This is a genomic window from Methylorubrum sp. Q1 (genome assembly GCF_004683995.1).
Lineage (GTDB): Bacteria > Pseudomonadota > Alphaproteobacteria > Rhizobiales > Beijerinckiaceae > Methylobacterium.
Genome location: NZ_SRHQ01000008.1, coordinates 107,108 through 131,911, shown reverse-complemented (window position 1 = coordinate 131,911; position 24,804 = coordinate 107,108). Strand labels below are relative to the sequence as shown.

Annotated in this window: 24 protein-coding genes; 12 read left to right on the top strand and 12 right to left on the bottom strand. The window is 69.8% G+C overall.

The features are described 5' to 3' along the window. Positions 1-41: 41 nt before the first annotated feature. From fabI to fabA, 3 genes are all read right to left on the bottom strand, one after another. The gene (gene fabI, locus E4V01_RS10070; protein ID WP_135298255.1) at positions 42-872 is read right to left on the bottom strand and encodes an enoyl-ACP reductase FabI; all 831 of its coding nucleotides are present in this window, start codon (positions 870-872) and stop codon (positions 42-44) included. 470 nt (positions 873-1,342) lie between these two features. Beyond that, positions 1,343-2,569 carry a beta-ketoacyl-ACP synthase I gene (gene fabB / locus E4V01_RS10065; protein ID WP_135298254.1) on the bottom strand — a complete coding sequence of 409 codons (1,227 nt, stop codon included), beginning with the start codon at positions 2,567-2,569 and terminating at the stop codon, positions 1,343-1,345. Between the two features lie 162 nt (positions 2,570-2,731). Continuing rightward, complete coding sequence (fabA, locus tag E4V01_RS10060) at positions 2,732-3,271, bottom strand: bifunctional 3-hydroxydecanoyl-ACP dehydratase/trans-2-decenoyl-ACP isomerase (RefSeq protein WP_003604006.1); 540 nt, start codon at positions 3,269-3,271, stop codon at positions 2,732-2,734. Between the two features lie 288 nt (positions 3,272-3,559). On the opposite strand from fabA, the gene irrA reads away from it, so the two are divergent. Then, positions 3,560-4,060 (top strand): iron response transcriptional regulator IrrA, encoded by a 501-nt coding sequence (irrA, locus tag E4V01_RS10055; protein ID WP_060768339.1) that lies wholly within the window; start codon positions 3,560-3,562, stop codon positions 4,058-4,060. Between the two features lie 84 nt (positions 4,061-4,144). On the opposite strand, the gene E4V01_RS10050 is transcribed toward irrA, so the two are convergent. After that, positions 4,145-4,738 (bottom strand): SH3 domain-containing protein, encoded by a 594-nt coding sequence (locus E4V01_RS10050; RefSeq protein WP_060768338.1) that lies wholly within the window; start codon positions 4,736-4,738, stop codon positions 4,145-4,147. A gap of 325 nt (positions 4,739-5,063) precedes the next feature. Between E4V01_RS10050 and E4V01_RS10045 the strand changes: the two genes are divergently transcribed. Further along, complete coding sequence (locus tag E4V01_RS10045) at positions 5,064-6,068, top strand: D-glycerate dehydrogenase (protein WP_003604009.1); 1,005 nt, start codon at positions 5,064-5,066, stop codon at positions 6,066-6,068. A 189-nt stretch (positions 6,069-6,257) separates the two neighbouring features. Here the strand turns inward: E4V01_RS10045 and E4V01_RS10040 are convergent, their stop codons facing one another. Beyond that, positions 6,258-7,271, bottom strand: coding sequence for a bifunctional riboflavin kinase/FAD synthetase (locus E4V01_RS10040; protein ID WP_135298253.1), 1,014 nt, complete (start codon positions 7,269-7,271; stop codon positions 6,258-6,260). Positions 7,272-7,577: 306 nt separating this feature from the next. Between E4V01_RS10040 and E4V01_RS10035 the strand changes: the two genes are divergently transcribed. The 3 genes from E4V01_RS10035 to E4V01_RS10025 all read left to right on the top strand — a co-directional run bounded on the left by E4V01_RS10035 (position 7,578) and on the right by E4V01_RS10025 (position 9,078). After that, entirely contained in the window at positions 7,578-7,961 is a 384-nt protein-coding gene (locus tag E4V01_RS10035; RefSeq protein ID WP_003604011.1) for a response regulator, read from the top strand. Positions 7,962-8,143: 182 nt separating this feature from the next. After that, entirely contained in the window at positions 8,144-8,680 is a 537-nt protein-coding gene (locus E4V01_RS10030; protein WP_060768336.1) for a protein phosphatase CheZ, read from the top strand. Between the two features lie 170 nt (positions 8,681-8,850). Next, positions 8,851-9,078, top strand: coding sequence for a hypothetical protein (locus E4V01_RS10025; protein WP_135298252.1), 228 nt, complete (start codon positions 8,851-8,853; stop codon positions 9,076-9,078). A gap of 35 nt (positions 9,079-9,113) precedes the next feature. Here E4V01_RS10025 and E4V01_RS10020 read toward each other — a convergent pair whose 3' ends face one another. Then, positions 9,114-10,586 (bottom strand): EAL domain-containing protein, encoded by a 1,473-nt coding sequence (locus E4V01_RS10020; RefSeq protein WP_135298251.1) that lies wholly within the window; start codon positions 10,584-10,586, stop codon positions 9,114-9,116. Positions 10,587-10,872: 286 nt separating this feature from the next. On the opposite strand from E4V01_RS10020, the gene E4V01_RS10015 reads away from it, so the two are divergent. Beyond that, positions 10,873-11,094 (top strand): heavy-metal-associated domain-containing protein, encoded by a 222-nt coding sequence (locus tag E4V01_RS10015; RefSeq protein WP_135298250.1) that lies wholly within the window; start codon positions 10,873-10,875, stop codon positions 11,092-11,094. Between the two features lie 258 nt (positions 11,095-11,352). Next, positions 11,353-13,026 (top strand): formate--tetrahydrofolate ligase, encoded by a 1,674-nt coding sequence (locus E4V01_RS10010; RefSeq protein WP_135298249.1) that lies wholly within the window; start codon positions 11,353-11,355, stop codon positions 13,024-13,026. A 76-nt stretch (positions 13,027-13,102) separates the two neighbouring features. Here E4V01_RS10010 and E4V01_RS10005 read toward each other — a convergent pair whose 3' ends face one another. Continuing rightward, the gene (locus E4V01_RS10005; RefSeq protein ID WP_135298248.1) at positions 13,103-15,202 is read right to left on the bottom strand and encodes a M3 family metallopeptidase; all 2,100 of its coding nucleotides are present in this window, start codon (positions 15,200-15,202) and stop codon (positions 13,103-13,105) included. Between the two features lie 197 nt (positions 15,203-15,399). On the opposite strand from E4V01_RS10005, the gene E4V01_RS10000 reads away from it, so the two are divergent. From E4V01_RS10000 to ycaC, 3 genes are all read left to right on the top strand, one after another. After that, the gene (locus E4V01_RS10000; RefSeq protein WP_135298247.1) at positions 15,400-16,317 is read left to right on the top strand and encodes an extensin family protein; all 918 of its coding nucleotides are present in this window, start codon (positions 15,400-15,402) and stop codon (positions 16,315-16,317) included. A gap of 105 nt (positions 16,318-16,422) precedes the next feature. Beyond that, positions 16,423-17,514, top strand: a complete 1,092-nt coding sequence (locus E4V01_RS09995) for a L,D-transpeptidase (protein ID WP_135298246.1) — start codon at positions 16,423-16,425, stop codon at positions 17,512-17,514. A 349-nt stretch (positions 17,515-17,863) separates the two neighbouring features. Then, entirely contained in the window at positions 17,864-18,511 is a 648-nt protein-coding gene (ycaC, locus tag E4V01_RS09990; protein WP_060772107.1) for an isochorismate family cysteine hydrolase YcaC, read from the top strand. Between the two features lie 168 nt (positions 18,512-18,679). Here ycaC and E4V01_RS09985 read toward each other — a convergent pair whose 3' ends face one another. Genes E4V01_RS09985 through E4V01_RS09975 form a run of 3 tightly spaced genes read right to left on the bottom strand, consistent with a single transcriptional unit; the run spans position 18,680 to position 21,437 of the window. After that, positions 18,680-19,390 (bottom strand): ABC transporter permease subunit, encoded by a 711-nt coding sequence (locus E4V01_RS09985; protein WP_135298245.1) that lies wholly within the window; start codon positions 19,388-19,390, stop codon positions 18,680-18,682. Beyond that, entirely contained in the window at positions 19,387-20,529 is a 1,143-nt protein-coding gene (locus tag E4V01_RS09980; protein WP_135298244.1) for an ABC transporter permease subunit, read from the bottom strand. The genes E4V01_RS09985 and E4V01_RS09980 overlap by 4 nt, the downstream gene beginning before the upstream one ends. Continuing rightward, positions 20,526-21,437, bottom strand: coding sequence for an ABC transporter substrate-binding protein (locus tag E4V01_RS09975; protein ID WP_135298243.1), 912 nt, complete (start codon positions 21,435-21,437; stop codon positions 20,526-20,528). Before E4V01_RS09975 ends, E4V01_RS09980 begins: the two co-directional genes overlap by 4 nt. 292 nt (positions 21,438-21,729) lie before the next feature. On the opposite strand from E4V01_RS09975, the gene E4V01_RS09970 reads away from it, so the two are divergent. Next, a complete protein-coding gene (locus E4V01_RS09970) occupies positions 21,730-22,119 on the top strand; it encodes a response regulator (RefSeq protein WP_012779253.1) in 390 nt (129 codons plus the stop codon). 29 nt (positions 22,120-22,148) lie between these two features. Here the strand turns inward: E4V01_RS09970 and E4V01_RS09965 are convergent, their stop codons facing one another. Further along, entirely contained in the window at positions 22,149-22,535 is a 387-nt protein-coding gene (locus E4V01_RS09965) for a YraN family protein (RefSeq protein WP_135298242.1), read from the bottom strand. Continuing rightward, entirely contained in the window at positions 22,519-23,469 is a 951-nt protein-coding gene (rsmI, locus tag E4V01_RS09960) for a 16S rRNA (cytidine(1402)-2'-O)-methyltransferase (RefSeq protein ID WP_135298241.1), read from the bottom strand. The genes E4V01_RS09965 and rsmI overlap by 17 nt, the downstream gene beginning before the upstream one ends. Positions 23,470-23,590: 121 nt before the next feature. Here rsmI and E4V01_RS09955 point away from each other — a divergent pair, with 121 nt between their 5' ends. Then, complete coding sequence (locus E4V01_RS09955) at positions 23,591-24,802, top strand: penicillin-binding protein activator (protein ID WP_135298240.1); 1,212 nt, start codon at positions 23,591-23,593, stop codon at positions 24,800-24,802. The last annotated feature ends 2 nt before the right edge of the window (positions 24,803-24,804 follow it).

Below are 24,804 nucleotides of genomic sequence, written 5' to 3'. Positions count from 1 at the left end.
CGGTCGCGCACAAGCGACGCGACGACACGCTGCCGGCGGGATCACAGATCGCCGACGACGCCCGCCTCGTCCTGGGCCTGGAGCACCGCCGGGCGTGGCATCGAGATGATGTTGTAGCCCGAATCGACGAAGTGGATCTCGCCGGTCACGCCGCCCGAGAGATCGGAAAGCAGGTAGAGCGCGGAATTGCCGACATCGTCCAGCGTCACCGTGCGCCGCAGCGGGGCATGCGCCTTCTGGTGATTGTACATCAGCCGCGCGTCGGCGATGCCGGCGCCGGCCAGCGTGCGCATCGGGCCGGCCGAGAGCGCGTTGACGCGGATGCCGTCGGGGCCGAGGTCGCTGGCGAGATAGCGGACCGACGCTTCGAGCGCGGCCTTGGCCACGCCCATCACGTTGTAGTTCGGCATCACCCGGGTCGAGCCGGCATAGGTCAGCGTCAGCAGGGCACCGCCCCGGGGCATCCGGGCGGCGGCGCGCTGGGCGATTTCGGTGAAGGAGAAGCAGGAGATCGTCATGGTCCGCGAAAAGTTCGCGCGGGTCGTGACGTCGACGTAGCGGCCCTTGAGCTGCGCCTTGTCGGAAAAGCCGATGGCGTGAACGATGAAGTCGATCCCGTCGGGAAAGCGCTCGTCGAGGGTGGCGAAGGTGGCATCGACGGTCGCGAGGTCCTCGACGTCGCAGGGCAGCACGATATCGGAGCCGACCGAGGCCGCGAGCGGGGTGACGCGGCGGCCGAGCGCCTCGCCTTGATAGGTGAAGGCGAGTTCGGCGCCATGCTGGTGCAGGGTCTTGGCGATGCCCCACGCGATCGAATGATCGTTGGCGACCCCCATGATGAGGCCGCGCTTGCCCGCCATCAAACCCGTCATTCTCAAATCCGTACGCGTATCGGCCCGGCGCCGCGGCGCCCTGTCCGAGGCTTAGCCCGCCGGGCGAGGGCCTGTCCACGCGTGGGGGGCCTTGCATCCCGGGCCAGGGAAATTGGCTTGAGGACGGCGGCAGAAAAAAGCCCCGACGCGGATGCGACGGGGCCGGGCGGCCATGCAGATGCGGGTTGAACGCGAGCGTTCAGAAGTAGCCGCGGGTTCCGCTCCGTGCGTCATCGATCAAGGCCTGCTTGGCGCGCACCGCAACGCCGGCCGCAACGGCCAGGCTGGAGACGGTGAGCAGAGCAAGGATGACGATCATGGTGTTACCTGCCTATCGAAGCAGGAACGCCAAGACAACAGGTCGGTTCCCCCGATCCATCAGACTAAGACCCGGCCGATGCTTGGCCCGACTTCTCGCAAGTGCGAGAAGATCTGTGCCGCACGGCAAGGCGCCGTCAGCGGTTCGGCCCTCATGCGTCGGGATGCTTGAGCACGAGGGTTGCGTTGGTGCCGCCGAAACCGAAGGAGTTCGACATCACGTGGCCGAGCTGCGCCCCGTCCCGGCGCTGACGCAGGATCGGCATGTCGGCGAAGGCCGGATCGAGTTCCTCGATATGCGCGCTCTCGCAGATGAAACCGTTGTTCATCATCAGAAGCGCGTAGATCGCCTCCTGCACGCCGGTGGCGCCGAGCGAATGCCCGGTCAGCGACTTGGTGGCCGAGATCGGCGGGCAGGCGTCGCCGGCGCCGAACACTTCGCGGATCGCCTCGATCTCCTTGTCGTCGCCGACCGGCGTCGAGGTGGCGTGCGGGTTGATGTAATCGATCTTGGCGCCCTTCAGGTCTTCCATGGCCTGCCGCATGCAGCGCACCGCACCCTCGCCGGAGGGGGCGACCATGTCGTGCCCGTCGGAGGTGGCGCCGTAGCCGGCGATCTCGCCGTAGATCCGCGCGCCGCGGGCCTTGGCGTGCTCGTACTCTTCCAGCACCAGCACGCCGGCGCCGCCCGCGATGACGAAGCCGTCGCGATTCACGTCATAGGCGCGCGAAGCACGGGAAGGGGTCTCGTTGTAGCGTGACGACATCGCGCCCATGGCGTCGAACAGAACGGAGAGCGTCCAGTCCAGCTCCTCGCAGCCGCCGGCGAAGATGATGTCCTGCCGGCCGCCGCGGATGATCTCGGCGGCATTGCCGATGCAGTGATTCGAGGTCGCGCAGGCCGAGGAGATCGAATAGTTGACGCCGCGGATCTTGAACCAGGTCGCCAGCGTGGCCGACGCGGTCGAGGACATCGCCTTCGGCACCGCGAACGGGCCGACGCGCTTCGGCCCCTTCTCGCGGGCGATGGCGGCGGATTCGACGATGGTCCGGGTCGAGGGACCGCCCGAGCCCATGATGATGCCGGTGCGGTCGTTGGAGATCTCCCGCTCCTCGAGGCCGGCGTCGCGGATCGCCTGATCCATGGCGATGTGGTTCCAGGCGGTGCCGCCGCCGTGGAAGCGCATGGCGCGGCGATCGACGACGCCCTCGGGATCGATCGTCGGGGCACCGGCCACCTGGCTGCGGAAGCCGTGCGCGGCCTGCGCCTCGGAGCGGGCGATCCCGGAACGGGCCTCGCGCAGGGAGTCCAGAACCTCCCCGGTATTGTTGCCGATGGACGAGACGATGCCCATCCCGCTGATGACGACACGCCGCATGATGGCTCGTGCTGCTGACGCCGCGGCTGGTGCGGCGTTTCCTCGGGGAGGTCAGTTAGGATGATGCGCGGCCAATCTCAACCGCGCTTCGCGCACTCGGCGCCGAACCGGAGACCGGTTCGGCGCGAAAATCCCTCCCGAACCGAGCGGGCGGCGCCGGTCTCAGGCGCGGAACAGCGCCACGCGCAGGTCGTTCGCCTCGTAGATGCGCCGGCCGTCGGCCTCGAGCCAGCCGTCGGCGATCCCGAGCACGAGCTTGCCCTGACGCACGCGCTTGATGTCGATGCCGTAGACGACCTGTTTGACGGTCGGCAGCACCTGATCGGTGAACTTTACCTCGCCGACGCCGAGCGCGCGGCCGCGGCCGAGTGCGCCGAGCCAGCCGAGATGGAAGCCGACGAGCTGCCACAGGGCATCGAGCCCGAGGCAGCCGGGCATGACCGGATCGTCCTTGAAGTGGCAGGGGAAGAACCAGAGGTCCGGCCGGATGTCGAACTCGGCCAGCACGTGACCCTTGCCGTGGGCGCCGCCCTCGGTCCCGATCGAGGTGATCCGGTCGAACATCAGCATCGGCGGAAGCGGGAGCTGAGCATTGCCCGCCCCGAACAGCTCACCGCGCCCGCAGGCCAGGAGATCCTCGTAGGAGAAGCTCGAAGCGCGCTGCGGAGAAGCGCCGTCGGATTGCTGGTCGAGAGAGGCCATGGATGACGTACGGGTCCTCGGTGACGGACGGGTCCGATGCGTGCGAACGGACGAGGCGTGACGGAATGGGCGCCTCGTTAGCACAGGCTCCGCGCGCCCACAAAGCGGCTCCCGCGCAGTGCCGATACTCGGTCGACGCTCGGTCCAACGCCGACTGAGCCGATGCGAGCCATGCGCCTTCCACGTATCAAAACGGTGTCGACATCGGCATGGGTTGCCGCAGGGCTCCATGATCCGTATAATTTCTAGGCTATACTCATTCTAAGTAAGTAGGAATCGTTCCCGACGATGTCCGATTTGATGCCACTCCAGGCCGTGCTGAACGCACGGTCCTCTTCGCCGGGCGACGTTACCGGCCGTCGGGGCTGCCCGCTCTCCGACCTGCGCGATCGCTTGCGCCGGGCCGGCTTGCGCCCGACCCGTCAGCGCCTCTCGCTGGGCTGGCTTCTGTTCGGCCGTGGCGACCGCCACCTGACGGCGGAAATGCTCTACGACGAGGCGATGCGCGCCAAGGTGCCGGTTTCGCTGGCGACCGTCTACAACACGCTGCATCAGTTCACCGAGGCGGGCCTGCTGCGCCAGCTCGCGCTCGATGGCTCCAAGGCCTATTTCGACACGAACCCGACCGAGCACCACCACTTCTTCTTTGAGGAAGAGGGCGAGGTCCTCGATATGCCGGAATGCGGCATCTCGGTCGATTCGCTGCCCGACGCGCCGGAGGGCATGGAGATTGCCGGCGTCGAAGTGATCGTGCGCCTGCGCCGCCGGAAAGTGTCCGGACGCGCCTGATCCGGCGTTGACCGACGCTGGAACGAAAAAAGGCCCGGATTTCCGGGCCTTTTTTCGTGTCGATTCGTGGCGCGGCGGCTCGGCCTACTCCACCCGCTCGTCGGGATAGACGCCCCACAAACGGTTCTGGCGGATGTAGCCGTCGACGTCGCCGCGCTTGTCCGGAAGCGGCACCACGAGGCGGCACCACGAGCCGGTGCATCCCTTGACGCTGCCGATGACCCCGGGCTGCAGCCGCGCCTGCTCGGCCGACTGCTCGTCGGCGCGGGTGGTGAGCGGAACCGTCGCCTTGGCGGCGTCGGCCCGTTCGCCCGACGGGGGAATCACGACGGCGGTCCGGCGGCCCGAGAGCAGCGAGTGCAAGACCCATCCCTCCGTCCCTTCCGAATCGCGGATGCGGCGCCAGGTCTCGAACTCGGCGACGATCTCGACCGGCAGGCCCTCCCGCTGGAAGACCCACAGGGTTCGGTGATCCTTCGAGGGCCCCTCCCGCAGGTTGACGCGGTTGGTCTTCAGACTGGCATAGCGCGGCAGGGGCAGCTTGGTCACGGGCCCCTTGCCGACCTCCGGCGCGGGGGCCGGGGCGGCCTCGGCGGTCAGGGGTATCAACAGGGCGAACAGGGCCGCGAGCAGCGCGAGGCGCGCGGGGTTCATCGGGGGAAGCTCAGGCGGGCGCATCGTGCCTCGTCTCCGATCCGTGTCTCCAAGGTCGTTCCGGCAGTGACGTTTCGGCGCGTGCGCGGGCACAGGCCGGAAACGTCCATGGGTCGGCGCAGGATCGGCCGGCCCTCCGACACTGATCCATCCGGGTCAGGGCCGCATTGTGTTCGCCGACCTCTCTGCTAGAGAGGCCGACGTCCTGCAGCGGTCCGGGGGACCGGTCCGCCTTCCGCTCCATCTGGCCGCGCCATGGTTAAGGGAGCGTAAGCCGACCCCTCGCGGCATAGCGGGGTGGCGTCCGGCGCAGGCGAACGAATGCGGACGGCCTCGTCGGGGAGGGAACATGTCGTCGTTGAAGCGCAAGCCGCTGGTGGTCGTCACGCGGCGTCTGCCGGACGCCGTCGAGACGCGCATGCGTGAATTGTTCGATACCCGCCTCAACCACGATGATGCGCCGCTCTCGCAGGAGGCGCTGTCGGCCGCGATTCGCGAAGCCGACGTGCTCGTGCCCACCGTGACCGACGAGATCGGAGCCGGATTGCTCGCACAGGCGGGGCCGAACCTGCGGCTCATCGCCAATTTCGGCAACGGCGTCGATCACATCGACGTCGCCGGGGCGCTGGAACGCGGCATCACGGTCACCAACACGCCCGGCGTGCTGACCGAGGACACCGCCGACATGACCATGGCGCTGATCCTGGCGGTCGCCCGCCGCCTCGCTGAAGGTGCGCGCATCATTCCCGACGACGACTGGACCACGGGATGGTCGCCGACCTGGATGCTCGGCCGCCGCATCACGGGAAAGCGCCTCGGCATCGTCGGCATGGGCCGCATCGGCCAAGCGCTCGCCCGCCGCGCCAAGGCATTCGGCCTGTCGATCCACTACCACAACCGCCGTCGGGTGCCGTCGCATATCGAGGAATCGCTCGATGCGACCTACTGGGAATCCCTCGACCAGATGCTGGCCCGGGTCGATATCGTCTCGGTCAACTGCCCGCACACGCCCGCGACCTATCACCTGCTCTCGGCCCGCCGCCTGAAGCTGCTCAAGCCCGAGGCGATCGTCGTCAACACCGCCCGCGGCGAGGTGATCGACGAGAACGCGCTGGCGCGCCTGATCGAGGGGGGCGAGATCTCGGCCGCCGGCCTCGACGTGTTCGAGCAGGAGCCGGCGGTGAGCCCGCGCCTCGTGCGGCTCGCCCGTACCGGCAAGGTCGTGCTGCTGCCGCATATGGGTTCGGCGACGCATGAGAGCCGCACCGACATGGGCGAGAAGGTCATCATCAACATCAAGACCTTCATGGACGGCCACCGTCCGCCGGACCGGATCCTTCCGAGCATGCTCTGACGGCGGGCCGGAGCCCGGTCGCTGCGGCGGTGGAGGCCGGCTTCGGCTCCGCCCCGCCGCGATGGAGAGGAGAATGCGTGACGCCTCGCGAACTGTCGGGCGAATCCGTTCAGAAGCACGGTAAGGCGGATTGCAGCCAGCCTCGAAAACCGCGGGCAAGTCGTTCGACGGCCGAGCCGAAGGCTCCCCTCACCCGAGCATCGACGGCACCCGATCCGTGCCAATAGCCGCCTTGGCCCGAGCCGAATCGACATCCATCTGCGCAATCAGCGCCTCGGCGCTCGAAAACTTCTCCTCGCCGCGCAGATAGGCCAGCAGCTCGACGGCGACCTCCTGCCCGTAGAGATCGCCCTTGAAGTCGAACAGGTGCACTTCGAGGAGCGGCGCGCCGTCGTCGAAGGTCGGGCGGCGGCCGTAGCTCGCCACGCCGTCGTGCAGGCTGCCGTCGGCCAGGCGCACCCGCACCGCGTAGATGCCGTGGGCGAGCCCGCAGGATTCGAGGGCGAGGTTGGCGGTGGGGTAGCCCAGGGTGCGTCCGCGCTTGTCGCCGTGGCGCACCTGGGCCAACACGAACCAGCGATAGCCGAGAAGGTCGTTGGCCCGCGCCACGTCGCCCGAGGCGAGGGCGGCGCGGATTGCGCTCGACGAGATCGGCGCATCGCCGGGATCGGCCGAGACCGCAGGGACGATGCGGCAGGACAGGCCGGCGCCGGCGCACAGGTCGGCGAGCGTCCCCGGCGAGCCCTCGCGTCCGCGGCCGAAATGGAAATCGTGGCCGATCACCACGCCGGACAGGCCGAGCCCGTCGCGCAGCCAGCCCCCCACGAAATCCCGGGCGCTGGTGCCGGCAAGCCGCTCATCGAACCGGCGCACGATCAGACCGTCCAGACCGAGGCGCGCGAACACGATCTCCTTGGCGCTGGGGCCGGTGAGACGGAACATCGGTTGGTCTGGGGCGAAGAAGGCGCGCGGATGCGGCTCGAAGGTCAGCACGGCGGCGGGGTGTGACCCGGCCTCGGCGCGCACCGCCTCGATCAGCGTGCGGTGGCCGCGATGGACGCCATCGAAATTGCCGAGCGCGGCGACGGCACCCGCCAGCGCGGGAGGCACCGGGTCGTCCTCGCGGCAGACCGTGAAGGGTCTCGAAGAGGGGCGGAGGCCGATCCCGGCGGGCGGCACGGCGTTCTCGTCGCCTGAGGGCATCGGCTCCTGCGATCGAATGTCTGCGAGTCTCAAGGGATTGTCGGCAGGGAGCAGGGACGGAAAGCGTCGGCGCGGCCGGGCTCGTCCGCCTCGTCCCCGCGCGGCGGGACAGCGGCGGGAGACTTGGCGAAATCAGTCTCTCGGGTCAAGCGAGGGGGAAGGGCGCGAGATTAACTGCTTCGCAATCCGCGCCGCCTATTGTCTGAGAACGGAAGGCAGCTCCGCTCGCACGCGTCGATGCGACGTTGATCGCTCGAGAGAGCCGCGCCGCCAGTATCGATCAGGGACAAACGGAGCAATCGTCATATGGCCCTCGACCTCAGCATGCCTATCCTGGTGGTCGACGACTACCAGACCATGGTGCGTATCATCCGCAACCTCCTCAAGCAGCTTGGCTTCGAGGACGTGGATGATGCGTCCGACGGCACCGCCGCACTGGCGCGCCTGAAGGGCCGCAAGTACGGCCTCGTCATCTCGGATTGGAACATGGAGCCGATGACCGGCTACGAGCTTCTGCGCCATGTCCGCGCCGACGAGGGCCTGCGCACGACGCCGTTCATCATGGTCACCGCAGAGTCGAAGACCGAGAACGTCATCGCCGCCAAGAAGGCCGGCGTGAACAACTACATCGTCAAGCCCTTCAACGCCGCCACCCTCAAGTCGAAGATCGAGGCGGTCTGCGGAGCCTGATCGCACGATCCGCCGATGGACCGTCGCGCCGAACCGATGCGCGCCGAGCGAAAATGAGCGGACTGACACCGTAACGAGAGCTGATCCCGGCCGTCGTGCCGTCGGGGTCGGCGCAGGAGGAACGGCCGTCCTCACGGGCGGCCTTAACGGATCGAACACGAGAACGTCGCGAGAGATCGCCCATGAAAATGATGGCAACGGCACGCGACGGCCGGTCGCAGAACTCCCATCCATCGGCGATGGTGAAGGAACTTCTCGACATCGCGGACTACATCGCCAGTCTGCGGGACGCGATCGCGATCCTGCGGGCCAACGAGCTGACGCGTGACCGTCTGCCGATGGTCCACGAGGAACTGAGCGAGGTGGTGGCAGCGACGGCTGGCGCGACCAATTCGATCATGAGCACCGCAGAGGCCGTGCTCGCGCTGCGCGACGGGCCGGGCTACCGGGACGCGGTCGAGGCCAAGATCTACGACATCTTCGAGGCCTGCACCTTCCAGGACATCACCGGCCAGCGCATCGCCAAGGTGGCGGAGGCGATGAGCCAGCTCGAAGGGCGGCTTGCCCGCTTCAGCGCCGCCGTGAAAGCCCGCGACGCGGCCGGCATCGACGAGACCGAGGCCGATCGGCGCAAGCGCAACGAGTCGCTCTTGCTCAACGGGCCGCAGATGGGCGGTCCCGCGACCGCGCAGGACGCCATCGACGCGCTGTTCGCCTGACCCACGGGACAAGCGGAGATCGGGTCGGCGCGGCCTCGGACGGGCTTGAGATCAGCCGGCCGTTACGGCCAAGCTGCCTTGTTCCGAACATCGCCGTTGCGAAAAGCCGTCAAGGTCATCCCTGAAAAAGGGTGCGGGATCCGAGCTGGGGATTCCGCAGAGGCTGGACTATGGCGAACTTCGATCCGCTGCCCGATCGCGCATCCGGCGATGCCCTCGACCGCGCCCGCGCGCAGGGGCAAATGCACCATTCCATCGCGACGACGCTGCTCGTGATCGCGGCCGCCCGCGCCGAGCGCGCGGCGCCTCCGGTCCATGCGGCGCGCCAGCGTCTGGCGAAAATCTACGGAGCCTCCCGGCTGCGCAAGCGGATGGAGCGCGACGCCGCGCGAGGCTGAACCCCCTTCCGCCGACGTCGCGCCCGCCGCCGGGTTCACCCGGCTCTGCGCAGAAAATCCCGGAACGGGCGACGCTGCGGCGGCGGGCTCGGCGGTGGATCGGGGGAGGGTGGCGGCGGCGGCGCCGCCTCGGGCAATGCTGAAAGCACCTCCGCCCGCACGGCACGGGGGGCGGCGAACACCTCTCCTTGCGCCAGCGGCACGTCAAGATCGATCAGGTCGGGTACCTCTGTCTCGGCCTCGACCCCGGTCGCGACGAGCCGGATTCCGGCCCGCGCCAGGGATGTCACCAGATCCTCCAGGGCGATATCCGGCCGCGCCTCCCGGTCGAGCGGTCGCAGCAGCAGCGCGGCCGCGACCTTGACCTGCGTGATGCCGCGCTCGGCCAGAGCGGTCGGGTCGAACCGCAGGTCGATCGGGCGATCCATCACGAAGCCGATCCGCCCGCGCAAACCCGCCAGAAGGGCGGCCTGCTCCGCATCGAGGCTGCGCCAGCTCGATTGCGGCAGGGCGATCACGACGCGGCCCGCGAGTTCCGGCCCCTCGCTGACGAGCCGGCCGAGGGAGCGAAGGAAGCCGGGCTCGAACAACGAGTGCGGTGTCAGGCTGTAGCTGACCGAGGCCGGGCTGCCACGCCCCTGGAGATGGCGCGCGATCGTCGCGACGCGCTGGAGCATGCGCCGGTCGAGCGCCGTGGTACGGCCGTGCCGCTCCAGAACGGGCAGGAACGTCTCCGGCGCGTAGACCGCGTCGCCGACCTTGAGCCGCGCCAGCGCTTCGTAGGCGACGACCTTGCGCTGCGGCAGGGTGACGACCGGCTGCAGGAAGACTTCCAGCCCCTCGCCGTCGAAGGCCTCGATCAGCAAGGCCGCGTCGGCCTCGGTGGCGAAATGATCGGAGGTACGGGCCGCCGGCAGGGTCGTGCGGGGTACGAGCCGCATCGGCGGCGCCACCGGTTCCGTTTCGGGGGGAACGGTTGCGGCGGGCGCCGGTCGCGGCCGGATCGGCTCCGCTTGCGGAACCGGCTTCGGCTCGGGAGCCTGCGCCTGCACCCTCAGGCGGGCGATGTCGCCGTCCTGCGACGCCACCACCGCGGCGAGTTCCCGGACGATGCCGCTGAGGATGCCGATCTCGGCGGTCACCTCCTCAAGGCCGGCATCGAGCCGTGCGTCGAGCGCCTTGACCGCCTCGTCCGGCGGTCGCGCCGCCGGGTCCGCCGCCGCCGAACCCTGCATCCGCGACTGGATCAGGGCAGCCGTGACGGCTTCCAGCTTCACGAGGCGCTGGGACAGCACGCCGATCTCCTTCGAGACGACCTCCTGCGCGACGGCGAAGGCGGAAAGCCGCCGCCACAGCAGCGCTCCGCCGACGATCGCGAGGCCGGACACGGTGGCAACGGCGGCCAGCGGGAGGATGAGCGCCAGCGGAACGAGGACCAGGACGCCGATGAGGCCGAGGATCCAGGGGGTGCCGCGCGGGCGGATCGTTCGGGCTTTCGGTGTTTTCACCGTCGATCGACGCGTTTCTGTCTGGCGGCCGCGGCCGGGCTTCTCATTCACGCTGCGAAGCGGGCGCCCGCAGAACGTGTGGGTGAAACGTGCCGGATCGCGCGATAGGACAGATCCGGATCGTCGTAACCCTAATGTTGCCGACGCCGCTCCCCGCCGCAAGGCGGCATCATAGGTTTCTCCCGTGCATTCGGCCCGAACGCGGCCTGCGCTTGCCGCGCGCGATCCCGAAGCCACATCTGCGGAGGTCCGTCGGTGCCCGGCGGGTAGCCAGGAGACGATGGCGATGGACCAGAGCCCGATCGAACTGACGATGCGTGTGGACGGAATGACCTGCGAGGGATGCGCCGAGGCGGTGCGTCGCACGATCCGCCGCCTCGACCCGCAGGCGGACGTCTCGGTCGATGTCGGCCTGGGCCGGGTCTCCGCGACGACCGTCGCGCAAAGTCTCGACGTGGCCCATGCGCTGACCCAGGCCGGTTACACCGCCACCGCGATGACCGGTTGAAACCATTCGGCCTCGCGCGCCGGCTGGCCGGAGGCGGATCACCCGTCCCAAACGGCCTGTCCCCAATGCCCTGTCCCATGAGAAAACTTAACGGTCGGGATCAAAAAAATCCGAGACGCTTTTCCTCGTCGTTTCGCTCACACTGCCGCGATCGGTTTATCGTGGCCGTTCCGTTCGCTACCACGGAAGCATCGGGACGGACCGGGCAACGCCTCGGCACGCCGCGAGCCCGCGTGACAAGAAACGACGGTGAGAGAAATGCCCTCAGATATCGAGATCGCCCGCGCGGCGACCCTGAAGCCGATCGCCCAAGTCGCCGAAAAGCTCGGCATTCCGGACGAGGCGCTGCACAACTACGGCAAGCACATCGCCAAGATCGACCACGGCTTCATCGCCTCGCTCGAGGGTAAGCCCGAGGGCAAGCTGGTGCTCGTCACCGCGATCTCGCCGACGCCCGCGGGCGAGGGCAAGACCACGACCACGGTCGGACTCGGCGACGCGCTCAACCGCATCGGCAAGAACGCGGTGATGTGCCTGCGCGAGCCCTCGCTCGGCCCCTGCTTCGGCATGAAGGGCGGCGCGGCCGGCGGCGGCAAGGCGCAGGTCGTGCCGATGGAGCAGATCAACCTGCACTTCACCGGAGACTTCCATGCCATCACCTCGGCGCACTCGCTCGCCGCAGCGCTGATCGACAACCACATCTACTGGGCCAACGAGCTCAACATCGACGTGCGGCGCATTCACTGGCGCCGCGTGGTCGACATGAACGACCGGGCGTTGCGCGCGATCAACCAGTCGCTCGGCGGTGTCGCCAACGGCTTTCCGCGCGAGGACGGCTTCGACATCACCGTCGCCTCCGAGGTGATGGCGGTGTTCTGCCTCGCCAAGGATCTCGCCGATCTCGAGGAGCGGCTGGGCCGCATCGTCATCGCCGAGACCCGCGACCGCAAGCCGGTGACGCTGGCCGAGGTGAAGGCGACCGGTGCGATGACCGTCCTCCTCAAGGATGCGCTGCAGCCGAACCTCGTGCAGACGCTGGAGGGCAACCCGGCCCTGATCCATGGCGGTCCCTTCGCCAACATCGCCCACGGCTGCAACTCCGTGATCGCCACCCGCACCGGCCTGCGGCTCGCCGACTACACCGTCACCGAGGCCGGCTTCGGCGCGGATCTGGGTGCGGAGAAGTTCATCGACATCAAGTGCCGCCAGACCGGCCTCAAGCCGTCGGCGGTGGTGATCGTCGCGACGGTCCGTGCGCTCAAGATGCATGGCGGCGTCAACAAGAAGGATCTCCAGGCTGAGAACCTCGGCGCGCTGGAGAAGGGCTTTGCGAACCTCGAGCGCCACGTGAACAACGTGCGGGGCTTCGGCCTGCCGGTGGTGGTGGGCGTGAACCACTTCTTCCAGGACACCGACGCCGAGCACGCACGGCTGAAGGAGCTGTGCCGCGACCGGCTCCAGGTCGAGGCGATCACCTGTAAGCACTGGGCGGAGGGCGGCGCGGGCGCCGAGGCGCTGGCGCAGGCCGTGGTGAAGCTCGCCGAGGGCGAGCAGAAGCCGCTGACCTTCGCCTACGAGACCGAGACGAAGCTGACCGACAAGATCAAGACGATCGCGACCAAGCTCTACGGCGCGGCCGATATCCAGATCGAGTCGAAGGCGGCCACCAAGCTCGCCGGCTTCGAGAAGGACGGTTACGGCGGTCTGCCGGTCTGCATGGCCAAGACGCAGTACTCGTTCTCGACCGACCCGACCCTGATGGGCGCGCCCTCGGGCCACCTCGTCTCGGTGCGCGACGTGCGCCTCTCGGCGGGCGCCGGCTTCGTCGTGGTGATCTGCGGTGAGATCATGACCATGCCGGGCCTGCCCAAGGTGCCGGCGGCGGACAGCATCCGGCTCGACGCCAACGGTCAGATCGACGGGCTGTTCTAGCAAGCCATGACCCTCCCCCCGACGGATCGCGGGCAAGCCCGAGATCCGTCGGGGGGAGGGTGTTCTGCCTCGTGTGCTACGCCGCCAGCCCGCGCTTCTTGAGCAGCGGCTCGATGCTCGGCAGCCGGCCCCGGAACGCCGTATAGGCCTCGCGCGCGTCGCGCAGGTTGCCCGCGCCGTAGATCATGCGGCGCAGCCGCTGCGCGGTCTCCGGATGGAAGATGTCGCCCGCCTCGCGGAAGGCGTCGAAGGCGTCGGCATCGAGCACCTCCGACCAGAGATAGCTGTAATAGCCGGCCGCATAGCCGTCGCCGGAGAAGATGTGCGCGAAGTGCGGCGACCGGTGCCGCGCCGCGATCTCCGCCGGCATGGCGATGCGGCGCAGGGCATCCGCCTCGAACGCGACGACGTCGAGCCCGTCCTCTCCGGCTGCGGAGAGATGCAGCGTCATGTCGACGATGGCCGAGGCCGCATATTCGATCGTCGCGAAGCCCTGGTTGAAGTTGGCCGCCGCGAGCAGGCGTTCGAGCAGCGCATCGGGCATCGGCTCGCCGGTGGTCACATGGCGGGCATGGGCGCGGAGCACCTCCGGCTGCTGCAGCCAGTGCTCGTAGAGCTGCGAGGGCAGTTCCACGAAGTCGCGCGAGACCGCGGTGCCGGACAGGAGCGGATAGGTGACGTCGGAGAGAAGCCCGTGCAGGGCGTGGCCGAATTCGTGGAACAGGGTACGGGCGTCGTCGAAGGAGAGCAGCGTCGGCTCGCCGCGCGGGGCGCGGGCGAAGTTCATGACGTTGACGATGATCGGCCGGATGTCGCCGTTCAGCCGCTCCTGCGAACGGAAGGCGCTCATCCAGGCGCCTGAGCGCTTCGAGGGGCGGGCGAAATAGTCGCCGAGGAACAGGCCGACCTCGGAGCCGTCGGCGTCGCGCACGAGCCAAGTGCGCACGTCCGGGTGATAGCGCGGCACGTCGTGCAACTCCTCGAAGGCGAGCCCGAACAGCTTCGACGCCGTGTCGAAGGCCGCCCGGATCATGCCTTCCAGCGGCAGGTACGGCTTGATCTCGGACTCGTCGAGGTCGTGCTCGGCCCGCCGCAGTTTCTCGGAGTAGTGCCGCCAGTCATGCGCTTCGAGGGCGAAGTCGTGCCCCTCCGCCCGAACCAGGGCCTGTAGCCCTTCGCGTTCCGTTGCCGCGCGCTGGAGCGCCGGCTTCCAGACGTTGCGCAGAAGCTCCATCGCCGCATCGGGGGAGCCCGCCATGGTGTCGTCGAGCTTGAGATGGGCGAAGCTGTCGAAGCCGAGCAGCCGGGCCCGTTCGGCGCGCAGGCGCACGATCTCGGCGATGATGGCGCGGTTGTCGGTCTCGCCGCCATTCTCGCCGCGGCGGGTCCAGGCCGCGTAGGCCTGTGCCCGCAGATCGCGGCGGGCGGAGAAGACGAGGAAGGGCTCGATCAGCGAGCGCGAGAGGGTGATGACGTGGCTCTGCCTGCCGCCGCGCTCCTTGGCCGCCTCCGCGGCGGCATCGCGCAGGAAGGGCGGCAGGCCGGCGAGATCCGCCTCGCCGTTCAGCGGCAGGATGAAGTCGCGCTCGTCGGCGAGCACGTTTTGGGCGAATTGCGTTCCGAGTTCGGCCAGCCGGATCGCAATCTCGGCGATGCGGGTCTTGGCCTCCGGGGCGAGGCCTGCGCCGGCCCGGCGGAACCGGCTGCGGTAGCGGTCGAGCACGCGGCGCTCCTCCGCGCCCAGCCCTTCCGCGTCGGCATCGATGGTCGAGAGCCGGGCCCAGAGCTGCGGATTCAGCGTGATGGCGCTCGAATGCCGCGCGAGCTGCGGCGCGACCGCCCGCTCGATCGCCTGAAGCTCCGGGCTGGAGTTGCTGCCGGTCAAGTTGAAGAACACGTTGGCTACGCGCTCGAGCGCGTAGCCCGCGCGTTCCATCGCCGCGACCGTGTTGGCGAAGCTCGGCGCCGCCTCGTTCCCGGCAATCGCCGCGATCTCGGCCTCGTGCGCCTTCAGGGCGTGCGCGAAGGCCGGCACGTAATGCTCGGGCCGGATCGCCTCGAAATCCGGCAGGCCGAACGGCGTCGCCCAATCCGACGCGTCGAACGGGTTGGCTTGCGCGCCGCCACGGCCGGGCTCCGTACCCTCGGGGAGGTCGCGTGCGGTGTCGGCGGTCATGGGCAAAACTTTCGGGGCGCGTCGGAGAGTGAAGCGTCGAGCATAGGTTTGTGGGTCGAGCGGCGCAAAGCCACAGCCGCCTGCGCCCGGTTCTTTCACGTTTTCGCCGGGCGTGGCCGCCGCGTCCTTGCTGGGAACGGCCGGGCGGCGGATGAGGGGAGGACGGGTTGCGGCCGAGCGAGCGGGATACACACGGCATGAAGCCTTCCACCCTCGCTTCCCTTCTCGCGTGCCTCCTCGCCGCCGGGCTCGCCCTTCCGCCGGACCCGGCATGGTCCGATCCGGCCAAGCCGCCGCCCGCGACGGTGCCGCTGCCGCCGCCCCAGCCGCCGGCGCGCCCGGATGACCTCGTGCCGCCCGCCCCGCAGGTGACGCCGCTGCCGCCGGAGCGCCCGCCGGGACTGGGCACCGGCCCGGACAAGGGTGCCGTGACGAAACCGGACGAGCCGCCCAAGGAGACGAAGACCACCAACGACACGAAGGACGCACCCGCCGCCCTGCCGGAGGCGCCGCTGCCGCCGGCTCGGCCGCCGGAGCTGTCGGGCGAGTCGGCGCTCGCCCTCAAGGTCTCGGCGCCCGACGACACCGCCTGCCGGCGCCGGCTGGAGCGGCTCGGCGCGCACTTCGAGGCGGCGTCGCCGCTCGGCAACGGCCAGTGCAGCGCGCCGCATCCTCTCACCGTCACCGCACTTGCCGACGGCGTCGCGCTGGAGCCGGCGGCCACCCTGACCTGCCGGGCCGCGGAGGCGCTGGCGCGCTGGACGACGGAGGTGCAGGTCGCGGCGCAAAAGGAGTTCGGCGAGAGCCTGAAGAGTCTTGCGCTCGGGGGCACCTATGTCTGCCGCGGGCAGAACCACGACACCGACGCCAAGCTCAGCGAGCACAGCTTTGCCAACGCCATCGACGTGATGGGCTACGGCTTCACCAAGCGCGCGAGCCTCAAGGTGACGGCGGCGCCGGACGGCACGCCGGAGGCGGCTTTCCTGGCCTCGGCGCGCGTGGGCGCCTGCACCTTCTTCCGCACGGTGCTGGGGCCGGGCAGCGACGCCGCGCACGGAAACCACCTGCATCTCGACCTGCGCGAGCGCAATGCCGGGCACCGTCTCTGCCAGTAGGCGGTTTTCCCGGACCGGACGCATGACGAAGCGCCATTCGCCGCGGGAACGGTAGCGCTTGGCCATCGCTTCCTCTCGTCGTGGGTCGAGGAGCGTGAGCGGGCGATGGGACGGGTGTGGATGCGAGGAGCGCTGGCGGCGCTCGGTGTATGGTCGGTAGCCGCGCAGGCCGCCGATGCCGGAGCGCCCGAGCTGACCCGCGAGGCCATCGAGAACGCGGCGTTCCACGAGGTGTCGGAAGAGGCCAAGCCGGACACAGCATCCAAGCCGGCGAAGAAATCCAAGAAGGAAGCCGGGGCGAAGAAGGAGGCGGAGAAGAAGCCCGACCCTCTACTGGTGAAGGTGCAGGTGCTGCTCGACCGGGCCCGCTTCTCCCCCGGCGCCATCGACGGGCGCGACGGCGAGAATCTGCGCGGCGCGCTCAAGGCCTTCGCCGCGGCGCAAGGGCTGCCCCCGGGCGACCGCCTCACCCGCGAAGTCTTCGACCGGCTCCAGGCCACCGGCAAGGACCCGGTCGTGACGCAGTACACGATCACGGAAGAGGACGTGAAAGGCCCCTTCGTCGAGAAGATGCCGCCCAAGATGGAGGAGCAGGCGGAGGTCGGGCCGATGCGCTACACCAACATCCGCGAGATGCTGGCCGAGCGTTTCCACATGCAGCGCGACCTGCTCTCCGCCCTCAACCCGAACGTGCCCCTCGACAAGGCCGGCGGCACGCTGGTCGTCGCGGCCGTGCCGCCGCTCGGCGAGGGCAAGGTCGAGGGCGCGCCGGTCGCCCCCAAAGTCACCCGCATCGAGGTCGACAAGCGCACGAAGCGGGTGCGGGCCTTTGCGGAGGACGGCAAACTGACGGCGGATTACCCCGCTTCGATCGGCAGTTCGGAGAAGCCGGCGCCGGACGGGTCGGCGAAGGTGAAGGCCGTCGCCTTCGATCCCTGGTACACCTACAACCCGAAGTACAAGTTCAAAGGCGTGAAGGCGACGAAGAAATTCTCGATCCATCCGGGGCCGAACAACCCGGTCGGCCTCGTCTGGATCGACCTGTCGATTCCCTCCTACGGCATTCACGGTACGCCGGAGCCGGAGAAGGTCGGCAAGACCGAGTCGCATGGCTGCATCCGCCTCACGAACTGGGACGCGCGCGACCTCGCGAGCCATACGCAGAAGGGCGCGAAGGTCGAGTTCTTGGACAAGTAGGAGGCTCGTTGCCGGCTGGCCGGCCGGCCGGCGATGCGAAGCCGAAAGCTGCTTGGCCCCGCTCGAAGTCCGGTTGCCGCGCGTGGATGCCGGCGGCGAGACCTGAGCGCCCTTCGAGGGGCGTGGGCTCGCCACCATCGTGGTTCGAGCGCCGCACCGAGATCTCGTGTGATGGGCCAACCACGTCCGCCGTGACGGGGTACGGATGGACCCGCGGCGATCATCCCGCGATCATGCTTTCATTCCTGAAACGATCCGTTTCGATCGTTTCCGTTTCGGTGATTAGAGCACCGTGTCATAGTCTCTCCATCGACGCCGCGCCGCACAGGCCGCCCCGATGGAGACCGAGATGAGCAAGCCCTACAACCGCCTCGACCTCGACCAAGCCGTCGTCCTGCTGGTCGATCATCAGGCCGGGCTGATGTCGCTGGTGCGCGATTTCGATCCCGACCGATTCAAGAACAACGTCCTCGCCGTCGCCGATCTCGCCGCCTATTTCCAGCTCCCGACCATCCTCACCACCAGCTTCGAGGACGGCCCGAACGGTCCGATCATGCCCGAGCTGAAGGCCAAGTTTCCGGACGCGCCCTTCATCGCCCGGCCCGGCCAGATCAACGCCTGGGACAACCCCGATTTCGTCGCCGCCGTGAAGGCGACGGGCCGCAAGCAGCTCATCATCGCCGGCGTCGTCACCGAGGTCTGCGTTGCCTTCGTGGCCCTCTCGGCCATCGCGGAGGGCTACGAGGTGTTTGCCGTCACCGACGCATCCGGCACCTTCAATCCGGTCGTGCGTGAGGGAGCCTGGAACCGGATGTCGGCGGCCGGCGTGCAGCTGGTCAACTGGTTCGCCGTCGCTTGCGAACTGCACCGCGACTGGCGCCGGGATGTCGAAGGGCTGGCGACGCTGCTTGGCGACCACATTCCGGACTACCGCAACCTGATGACGAGCTATGCCGCCGTCCGCGGCTCCGTCCCGCCCGCAGCGACTGGCGCCTGAACGCGCCGTCCCGAGAGGTCGCCTCCGGCTTTCGCGATGATGCGAAAGCCGGGCCCGGAGCGCCGTCTTGGATCGAGCGGCCGGGCCGGTGCGTCAAGCCGCGGCGATCGCGAGAGAGGCGGTCGGCGTCGGCCGCTCGAAGGGCGGTCGTCCCCTGACCCGAACTGCTCAGTCCCGCCGCAGCATCCCTCCGATCGCAAGCAACAGCGCATCCCCGAGGAAGGCCAGCGCCGCGGTCGCCAGCGCGCCCTGGAGCATCGCCGCGATGTTCTGGTTCTGGAGCCCGGCGACGATCGGCGTGCCCAGCGTCGAGGCCCCTGCCAGCGCTCCGACGGCGGTGACGGAGACGGCGAGGATCAGGGCGGTGCGCAGCGTATCCACGAGCCCCGCGGCGGCGAGCGGCAGTTCGATATGGATGAGGGTCTGCGTCGGCGTCAGCCCGATGGCCTGGGCCGATTCGCGGGCCTCGGCGGTCACGGCGTCGAGCGCGCCGACCGTGCCGCGCAGGGTCGGCATGATGCCGTAGGCGGTCAGCGCCAGCAGGGTCGGCGGCCCGCCGAAGCCGAGCACCGGCAGAGCCAGGGCCACGACGACGACCGGCGGCACCGCCTGAGCGAAGGCGACGAGCGTGTCGATGCTGGTCCGAAACCCCGCCAAGCGCGCCCGCGTGGCGATCAGGCCGAGTCCGATTCCAAGTGCGGCGACCAGGGCGAGTCCGGTCGCGGCCAGGGTGAGGTGGTTGAGCGCCAGTTCGGTCATGTGGCCGACGGTGAGGGGTCGGCCGCCTGCGCCGATCCAACCGGCAAAGGCCGGATGGCTCGCAGCCGCCAGCGCAAGGCCGAGCGCGAGCGGTCCGAGGGCCGGGGCGACGCGGTTCATCGCGGCCACCGTCGGCGCATCGCCGCCTCCAGCCTGCCGAGCGCCCCCTCGGCGGCGAGCGAGAGCGCGATGATCGGTAGGGCGCCGAGCAGGATCAGGTCCGGCGCGAACTGCGCCATGCCGTCGAAGACGAGGGTACCGAGGCCGCCCGCCCCGACCAGCGCTCCCAGGGTCGCGAGACCGAATGCCTGAACCGTGGCGACCCGCAGGCCGCCGATGAGGGCCGGGGCCCCGAGCGGCAGGCGGATGGTCGTCAGGATCGGGCCCGACGTGAGTCCGAGGGCCCGCGCGGCGGCGAGGCTATCGGGACCGGTGGCGCGGTTTGCCGCCTGAAGGCCGCGCCAGAGCGGCAGGAGCAGGTAGGCCGTGATGCCGATCAGGGCCGGCCCGGTGCCGAGCGCCGAGACCCCGTAGCCGCGCAGTGCCGGGGCCGCCGTGAGCAGCGCCGAGAGGCCGGCGACGAGGCCGCCGAGCAGGGCGACCGCCGGCACGAGCTGCAATCCGCTGACGGTGAGTTCGACCACCCCGCGCGCCCGACGCCACAGCGCGAGCCCCCCGGTGAGACCGGCGGCCAGCACCAGGGCACCGAGGGCGAGGACGAGATGATCGCGGATGGCGGCGCCGAGGGCATCGGACCGGGCGCGCCCCTCGACGACGAGCGAGAGCGCATTGAGGCGACCGCCGCCCCACAGGCCCCCGATCAGCGCCAGGACGGCGGTCGCCGCGATGAGGCCGCCGCCGGGCAGGCCGGTGCGCCGAGCGGCCAGAGTCAGCGCACAGACCAGCACGACCACACCGGTCCAGGCGCCGGAGGCGAGGCGCGCCCGCGTCGCGAACGGCTGGCCGGCGGTCAGGTCCGCGGCTCCGGCGCCGAGCCCTGCCAGCAAGAGAAAGAGGGCGCAGAGGCAGGCGAGCCCGGCGAGACCAGCACTTCTCCGCCCCCGGCCCGCCGCGAGCAGGCCGAGTCCCCCGGCGGCGAGGGCGGCGATGGGCCAGAGGCCGGTGCCGAGCGCGTCCGACGCGGCGATGGGCGCACCGGTCACCAGCCGGTTCGGTGCGAGATGCAGCAGGGGCAGCCCAGCCAACACCGCCGGGAGCAGAGCCGCTGCGGCGAGGCCGGCGAGGAGGCGTGCCGTCACGGGCGGCTTGCTGCTTCAGCGAGCCACGCCTTGGCCACTGCCTCGGCGGTGCGCCCCTCCACGGTGATCGCCGCGTTGAGCCGCCGCAGCGTCTCGGCGTCGAAACGCGCGAAGATGGGGTCGAGGGCGTCGCGGATATGCGGGTGGCGTTCGAGCGTCGCGGCGCGGATCACGGGGGCGGGTTCGTAGACGATCTGCGCCCCCTTGGGATCACTCATCACGGCGAGGTCGAGGGCAGCCAGCGCCCCATCGGTGCCGTAGACCATGCCGGCATTGATTCCGCTGATGCCTTCCGCCGCAGCGCGGGCGGTCACCGCCGTGTCGCCGCCCGGCAGGCTGACGATGCGCGAGAGCGGCAGGGAGAAGCCGTAGGCGGATTCGAAGGAGGGCAGGGCGGCGGGACTCTCCACGAACTCCGTCGAGGCGGCGAGGCGGATAGCGTCCTCCCGCACGGCACCCGCGAAATCCGCCATGGTGGCGAGCCCCCGCTCACGGGCGAGACGGCCCTGAACCGCGATCAGCCATGTGTTGTTGGCCGGTGCCCGACCGAGCCAGACCAGCCCGTGCGCGGCGTCGAGCCGCAGGGCGAGGCCGTAAGCCTCCGCAGCGTTCTTCCAAGCGGGATCGGTCTCGGTGCCGGAGAAGAACGCGACGTTGCCGGTATATTCGGGATACAGGTCGATCTCTCCGGCCAGCAGGGCCGAGCGGACGATCAGAGTGGGCCCGAGGCCGAGGCGTCGCTCGACGCGCAAGCCGAGATCCTCAAGGACCAAAGCAATCAGGCTTCCGAGAAGCGCGCCTTCGGTATCGCTCTTCGAACCGATCACGATCGGACCCTCCGATGCGGCAAGGGCGCGGGCCGGAAGCATCGCGGCGGCGGCCGAGGCGAGCAGGCCCCGCCGACTCACGGTTGAGTGGGGATCGCCTCGTGCCGGGGCTGTCGCTAGGTTGCGACAATGGGCGGGAAATGTTTTGCGGAATAACATTGGGCTGACCAGCCTAGCACAGACAGAGCGGTGCGGCGCTTGACACGCCCAGCTTTACGGGCGACGGCTCGCGGTGCCGGGCAGCGTTTTCCGGGTCGCTCATCCGCTCTCGAAGCGTACCGGAAGGAATTCCTCCGGAACAATCCTGGCGCGACTGACAGACTCGAGACGGCGCTCCGGATCGGGAATGAATCGATAGGGAAGACGATCCGGCGTGAGTGTGGATTCGAACGAGGATCGTCTGTCCGGCGCCCGGGTGCTGGTTGTCGAGGACGAAGCGGCCATCTCGATGCTTCTCGAGGATATGCTGCTCGATTTCGGCTGTGAGATCGTCGGGCCGGCGGCCCGGCTCGCGACCGCCCTGGAGATGGCCCGCAGCGAGAGCTTCACGGTCGCCATCCTCGACGTGAACGTGGCGGGTGAGCCGATCTACCCGGTGGCCGAGGCCATCGCCGAGCGTAACCTGCCCATCGTGTTCTCGACCGGCTACGGCGGCGCAGGCATCCGCGAGCCGTTCCGCGACCGGCTGGTGGTGCAGAAGCCGTTCAGCCAAGCCGACCTCAAGCGCACCCTTGCCGCGGCCATCGCCGCCGCCGAGGGCTGACACGGCCCGGCCGGCTCCTGGCCGGACGCTCATAAACCTTCGATCTCGAACGCATCGGGCAGATGGCGCGGCCAGCGGCGCGGCGCCACGAAGACGGCATCCGCCCGCAAAGTCGCGTCGGCGGCAAACGGATGACGCGCGAGCCACGCCCGTGCAGCCCGCGACAGTCGCGCCCGCTTGCGTGCGTCGATGGCGGTCGCGGCGGCCTCCAGCGTCGCACGGGCCTTGACCTCCACGAAGGCGATGGTGCGCCCGCGCCGAACGATCAGGTCGATCTCCCCGCCCGCGGCCGCGAAGCGCCGGGCGAGCGGCCGATAGCCCTTCAGCATCAGCGCCAGGAGCGCCAACCCCTCGGCCGAGATGCCCCGTCCGTGGGTGGCGCGGCGCCGCGCCTCCGGATCAGCCGGAGGTCTCATCGTCCGCCCGGCGGGCGAGCGCCAGGGCGCGGGCATAGACGACGCGCTTGGGCTGGCCGGTCTCGTCGGCGACGAGCGCCGCCGCATCCTTGATCGAGTGGCGGGCGAGCGCCGCCTCGATCCGGGCGTCGAGCCCGGTATCGGCTTCGCGCGGAGCGGCGTCCTCCGGTGCCGTGCCGATGACCACCACCACCTCACCCTTGGGCGGACCCTCCTGGGCGAAGGCTTCGGCCAGGCCGCCCAGGCTGTCGCGCCGGATGGTCTCGTAGAGCTTGGTCAATTCGCGGGCCACCGCCGCGGGCCGCTCCGGCCCGAGGGTGGCGGCGGCATCGGCCAGCATCTCGGGGAGGCGATGGGGGGACTCGAACACCACCAGCGTTCCGGGAATCGTGGCCAACGCCTCCAGACGGTTGCGCCGGGCGCCCGATTTCTGGGGCAGGAACCCCTCGAAGAAGAACCGGTCGGTCGGCAGGCCGGCGGCGACGATGGCGGTCATCACCGCGGACGGGCCGGGAATCGGCGTCACCGGGATGCCGGCGGCAATCGCCGCCTGGACCAGCTTGAAGCCGGGATCCGAGACCAGCGGCGTTCCGGCATCGGAGACTAGCGCCAGGGTCTCCCCGGCCTTCAGCCGCAGCACCATCCGCTCGCGCACGGCCTCGTTGGAATGCTCGTGGTAGGAGAGAAGCGGCGTCGTGATCCCGTAATGCATCAGCAGGGTGCGGGTGACGCGGGTGTCCTCCGCCAGCACGGCATCCGCGGCGGCGAGCGTCGCCAGAGCGCGGAACGAGACGTCGCGCAGGTTCCCGATGGGGGTCGCCACCACGTAGAGGCCCGGCGCCAGAGACTCGGCCTCGGCGGCGAGGCCGAAGGCCGTGAAGGTGGCGGGGCTGCGCGGGGCCCCTTCGGAGCGCTTGTCGAGTCGCTGTGTCATCGCCGCGACAATGCCATGCCCGCGCGCCTTTGGAGACCGGGGAAAGGCATGGCCTCACATTTACTTTTCGCAAGCCCCTCCGCATCGTGACCGCGAATTGCGCTCGCACAGGAGGGTCGCGATGGCGCGACGCGGCGGACGGTGGACGGCCTGCGCGGGTGCTGCGCTTCTCGGCCTCGGGCTCACGATCGGGCTCGCGGGCTGCCTCGGCGTTCCGGACGCGCCGCGGCCGGCGGCTCGGGTGGCGCCGGAGGTCGAGCCCAACCCCACCGTGACTGCCGGCAATGTCATCGGCGCGGGCACGGTGAAAGTCGCGCTGATCGTCCCGTTGAGCGGGCAGGGGGCGGCGGTCGGCGCCGCCCTGCGCAACGCCGCCGAACTCGCCTACGACGATTTCCAGAAGCCGAACCTCCAGATCCTCGTCAAGGACGACCGCGGCACGCCGGAGGGCGCACGCGAGGCGACGCAGGCGGCCTTCGCCGAGGGCGCCGAGATGGTGCTGGGCCCGCTCTTCGCCGCCAGTGTCCAGGCCGCCGGGGGCGTCGCCCGCGGCGCGGGCAAGCCGGTCATCGCCTTCTCGACCGACGCGGCGGTGGCCGCGCGCGGCATCTACCTCATCAGCTTCCTGCCGCAATCGGAGGTGGACCGCATCGTCGACGAGGCGAGCGCGGGCGGTCGCCGCTCCTTCGCCGCGCTGATCCCCGAGACGACCTACGGCAATGCCGTCGAGGCGCAGTTTCGTGAGGCGGTGGCCCGGCGCGGCGCCCGGCTCGTCGGCATCGAGCGCTACCCGGCGGGCAATCCCGGCCCGGCGGTCGACCGGCTGCGCGGCGTGATCGCGGGGGGCGGCGCCCAGGCCGACGCGCTGTTCATACCCGACACCGCCGAAGGCCTGATGGCCGTCGCGCCCGCGCTGACCAAGGTCGGGTTCTCGCCCGCGCGGGTCCGACCCCTCGGGCTCGCCCTGTGGAACGACCCGCGTGTGCTGTCGCAGGCCGCGTTCCAGGGCGGTCGCTTCGCCGCGCCCGACACGGCCGGCTTTGCCGGTTTCGCCCAGCGCTATCAGACCCGCTTCGGGACGATGCCGCCGCGGACCGCCTCGCTCGGCTACGATTCCGTCTCGCTCACGGCCGCCCTGGTGCGCCAATACGGCTCGCAGCGCTTCGCCGACGCGACGCTCACCAACCCGGCGGGCTTCTCCGGCCTCGACGGTACCTTCCGTTTCCTGCCCGAGGGTGTCAGCGAGCGGACCTTGGCGGTCTACGAGATTCGCAACAACGCGGCGAATGTGGTGAGCCCGGCCCCGAAGGTGCTCGGGCCGTCGGGGATTTGACG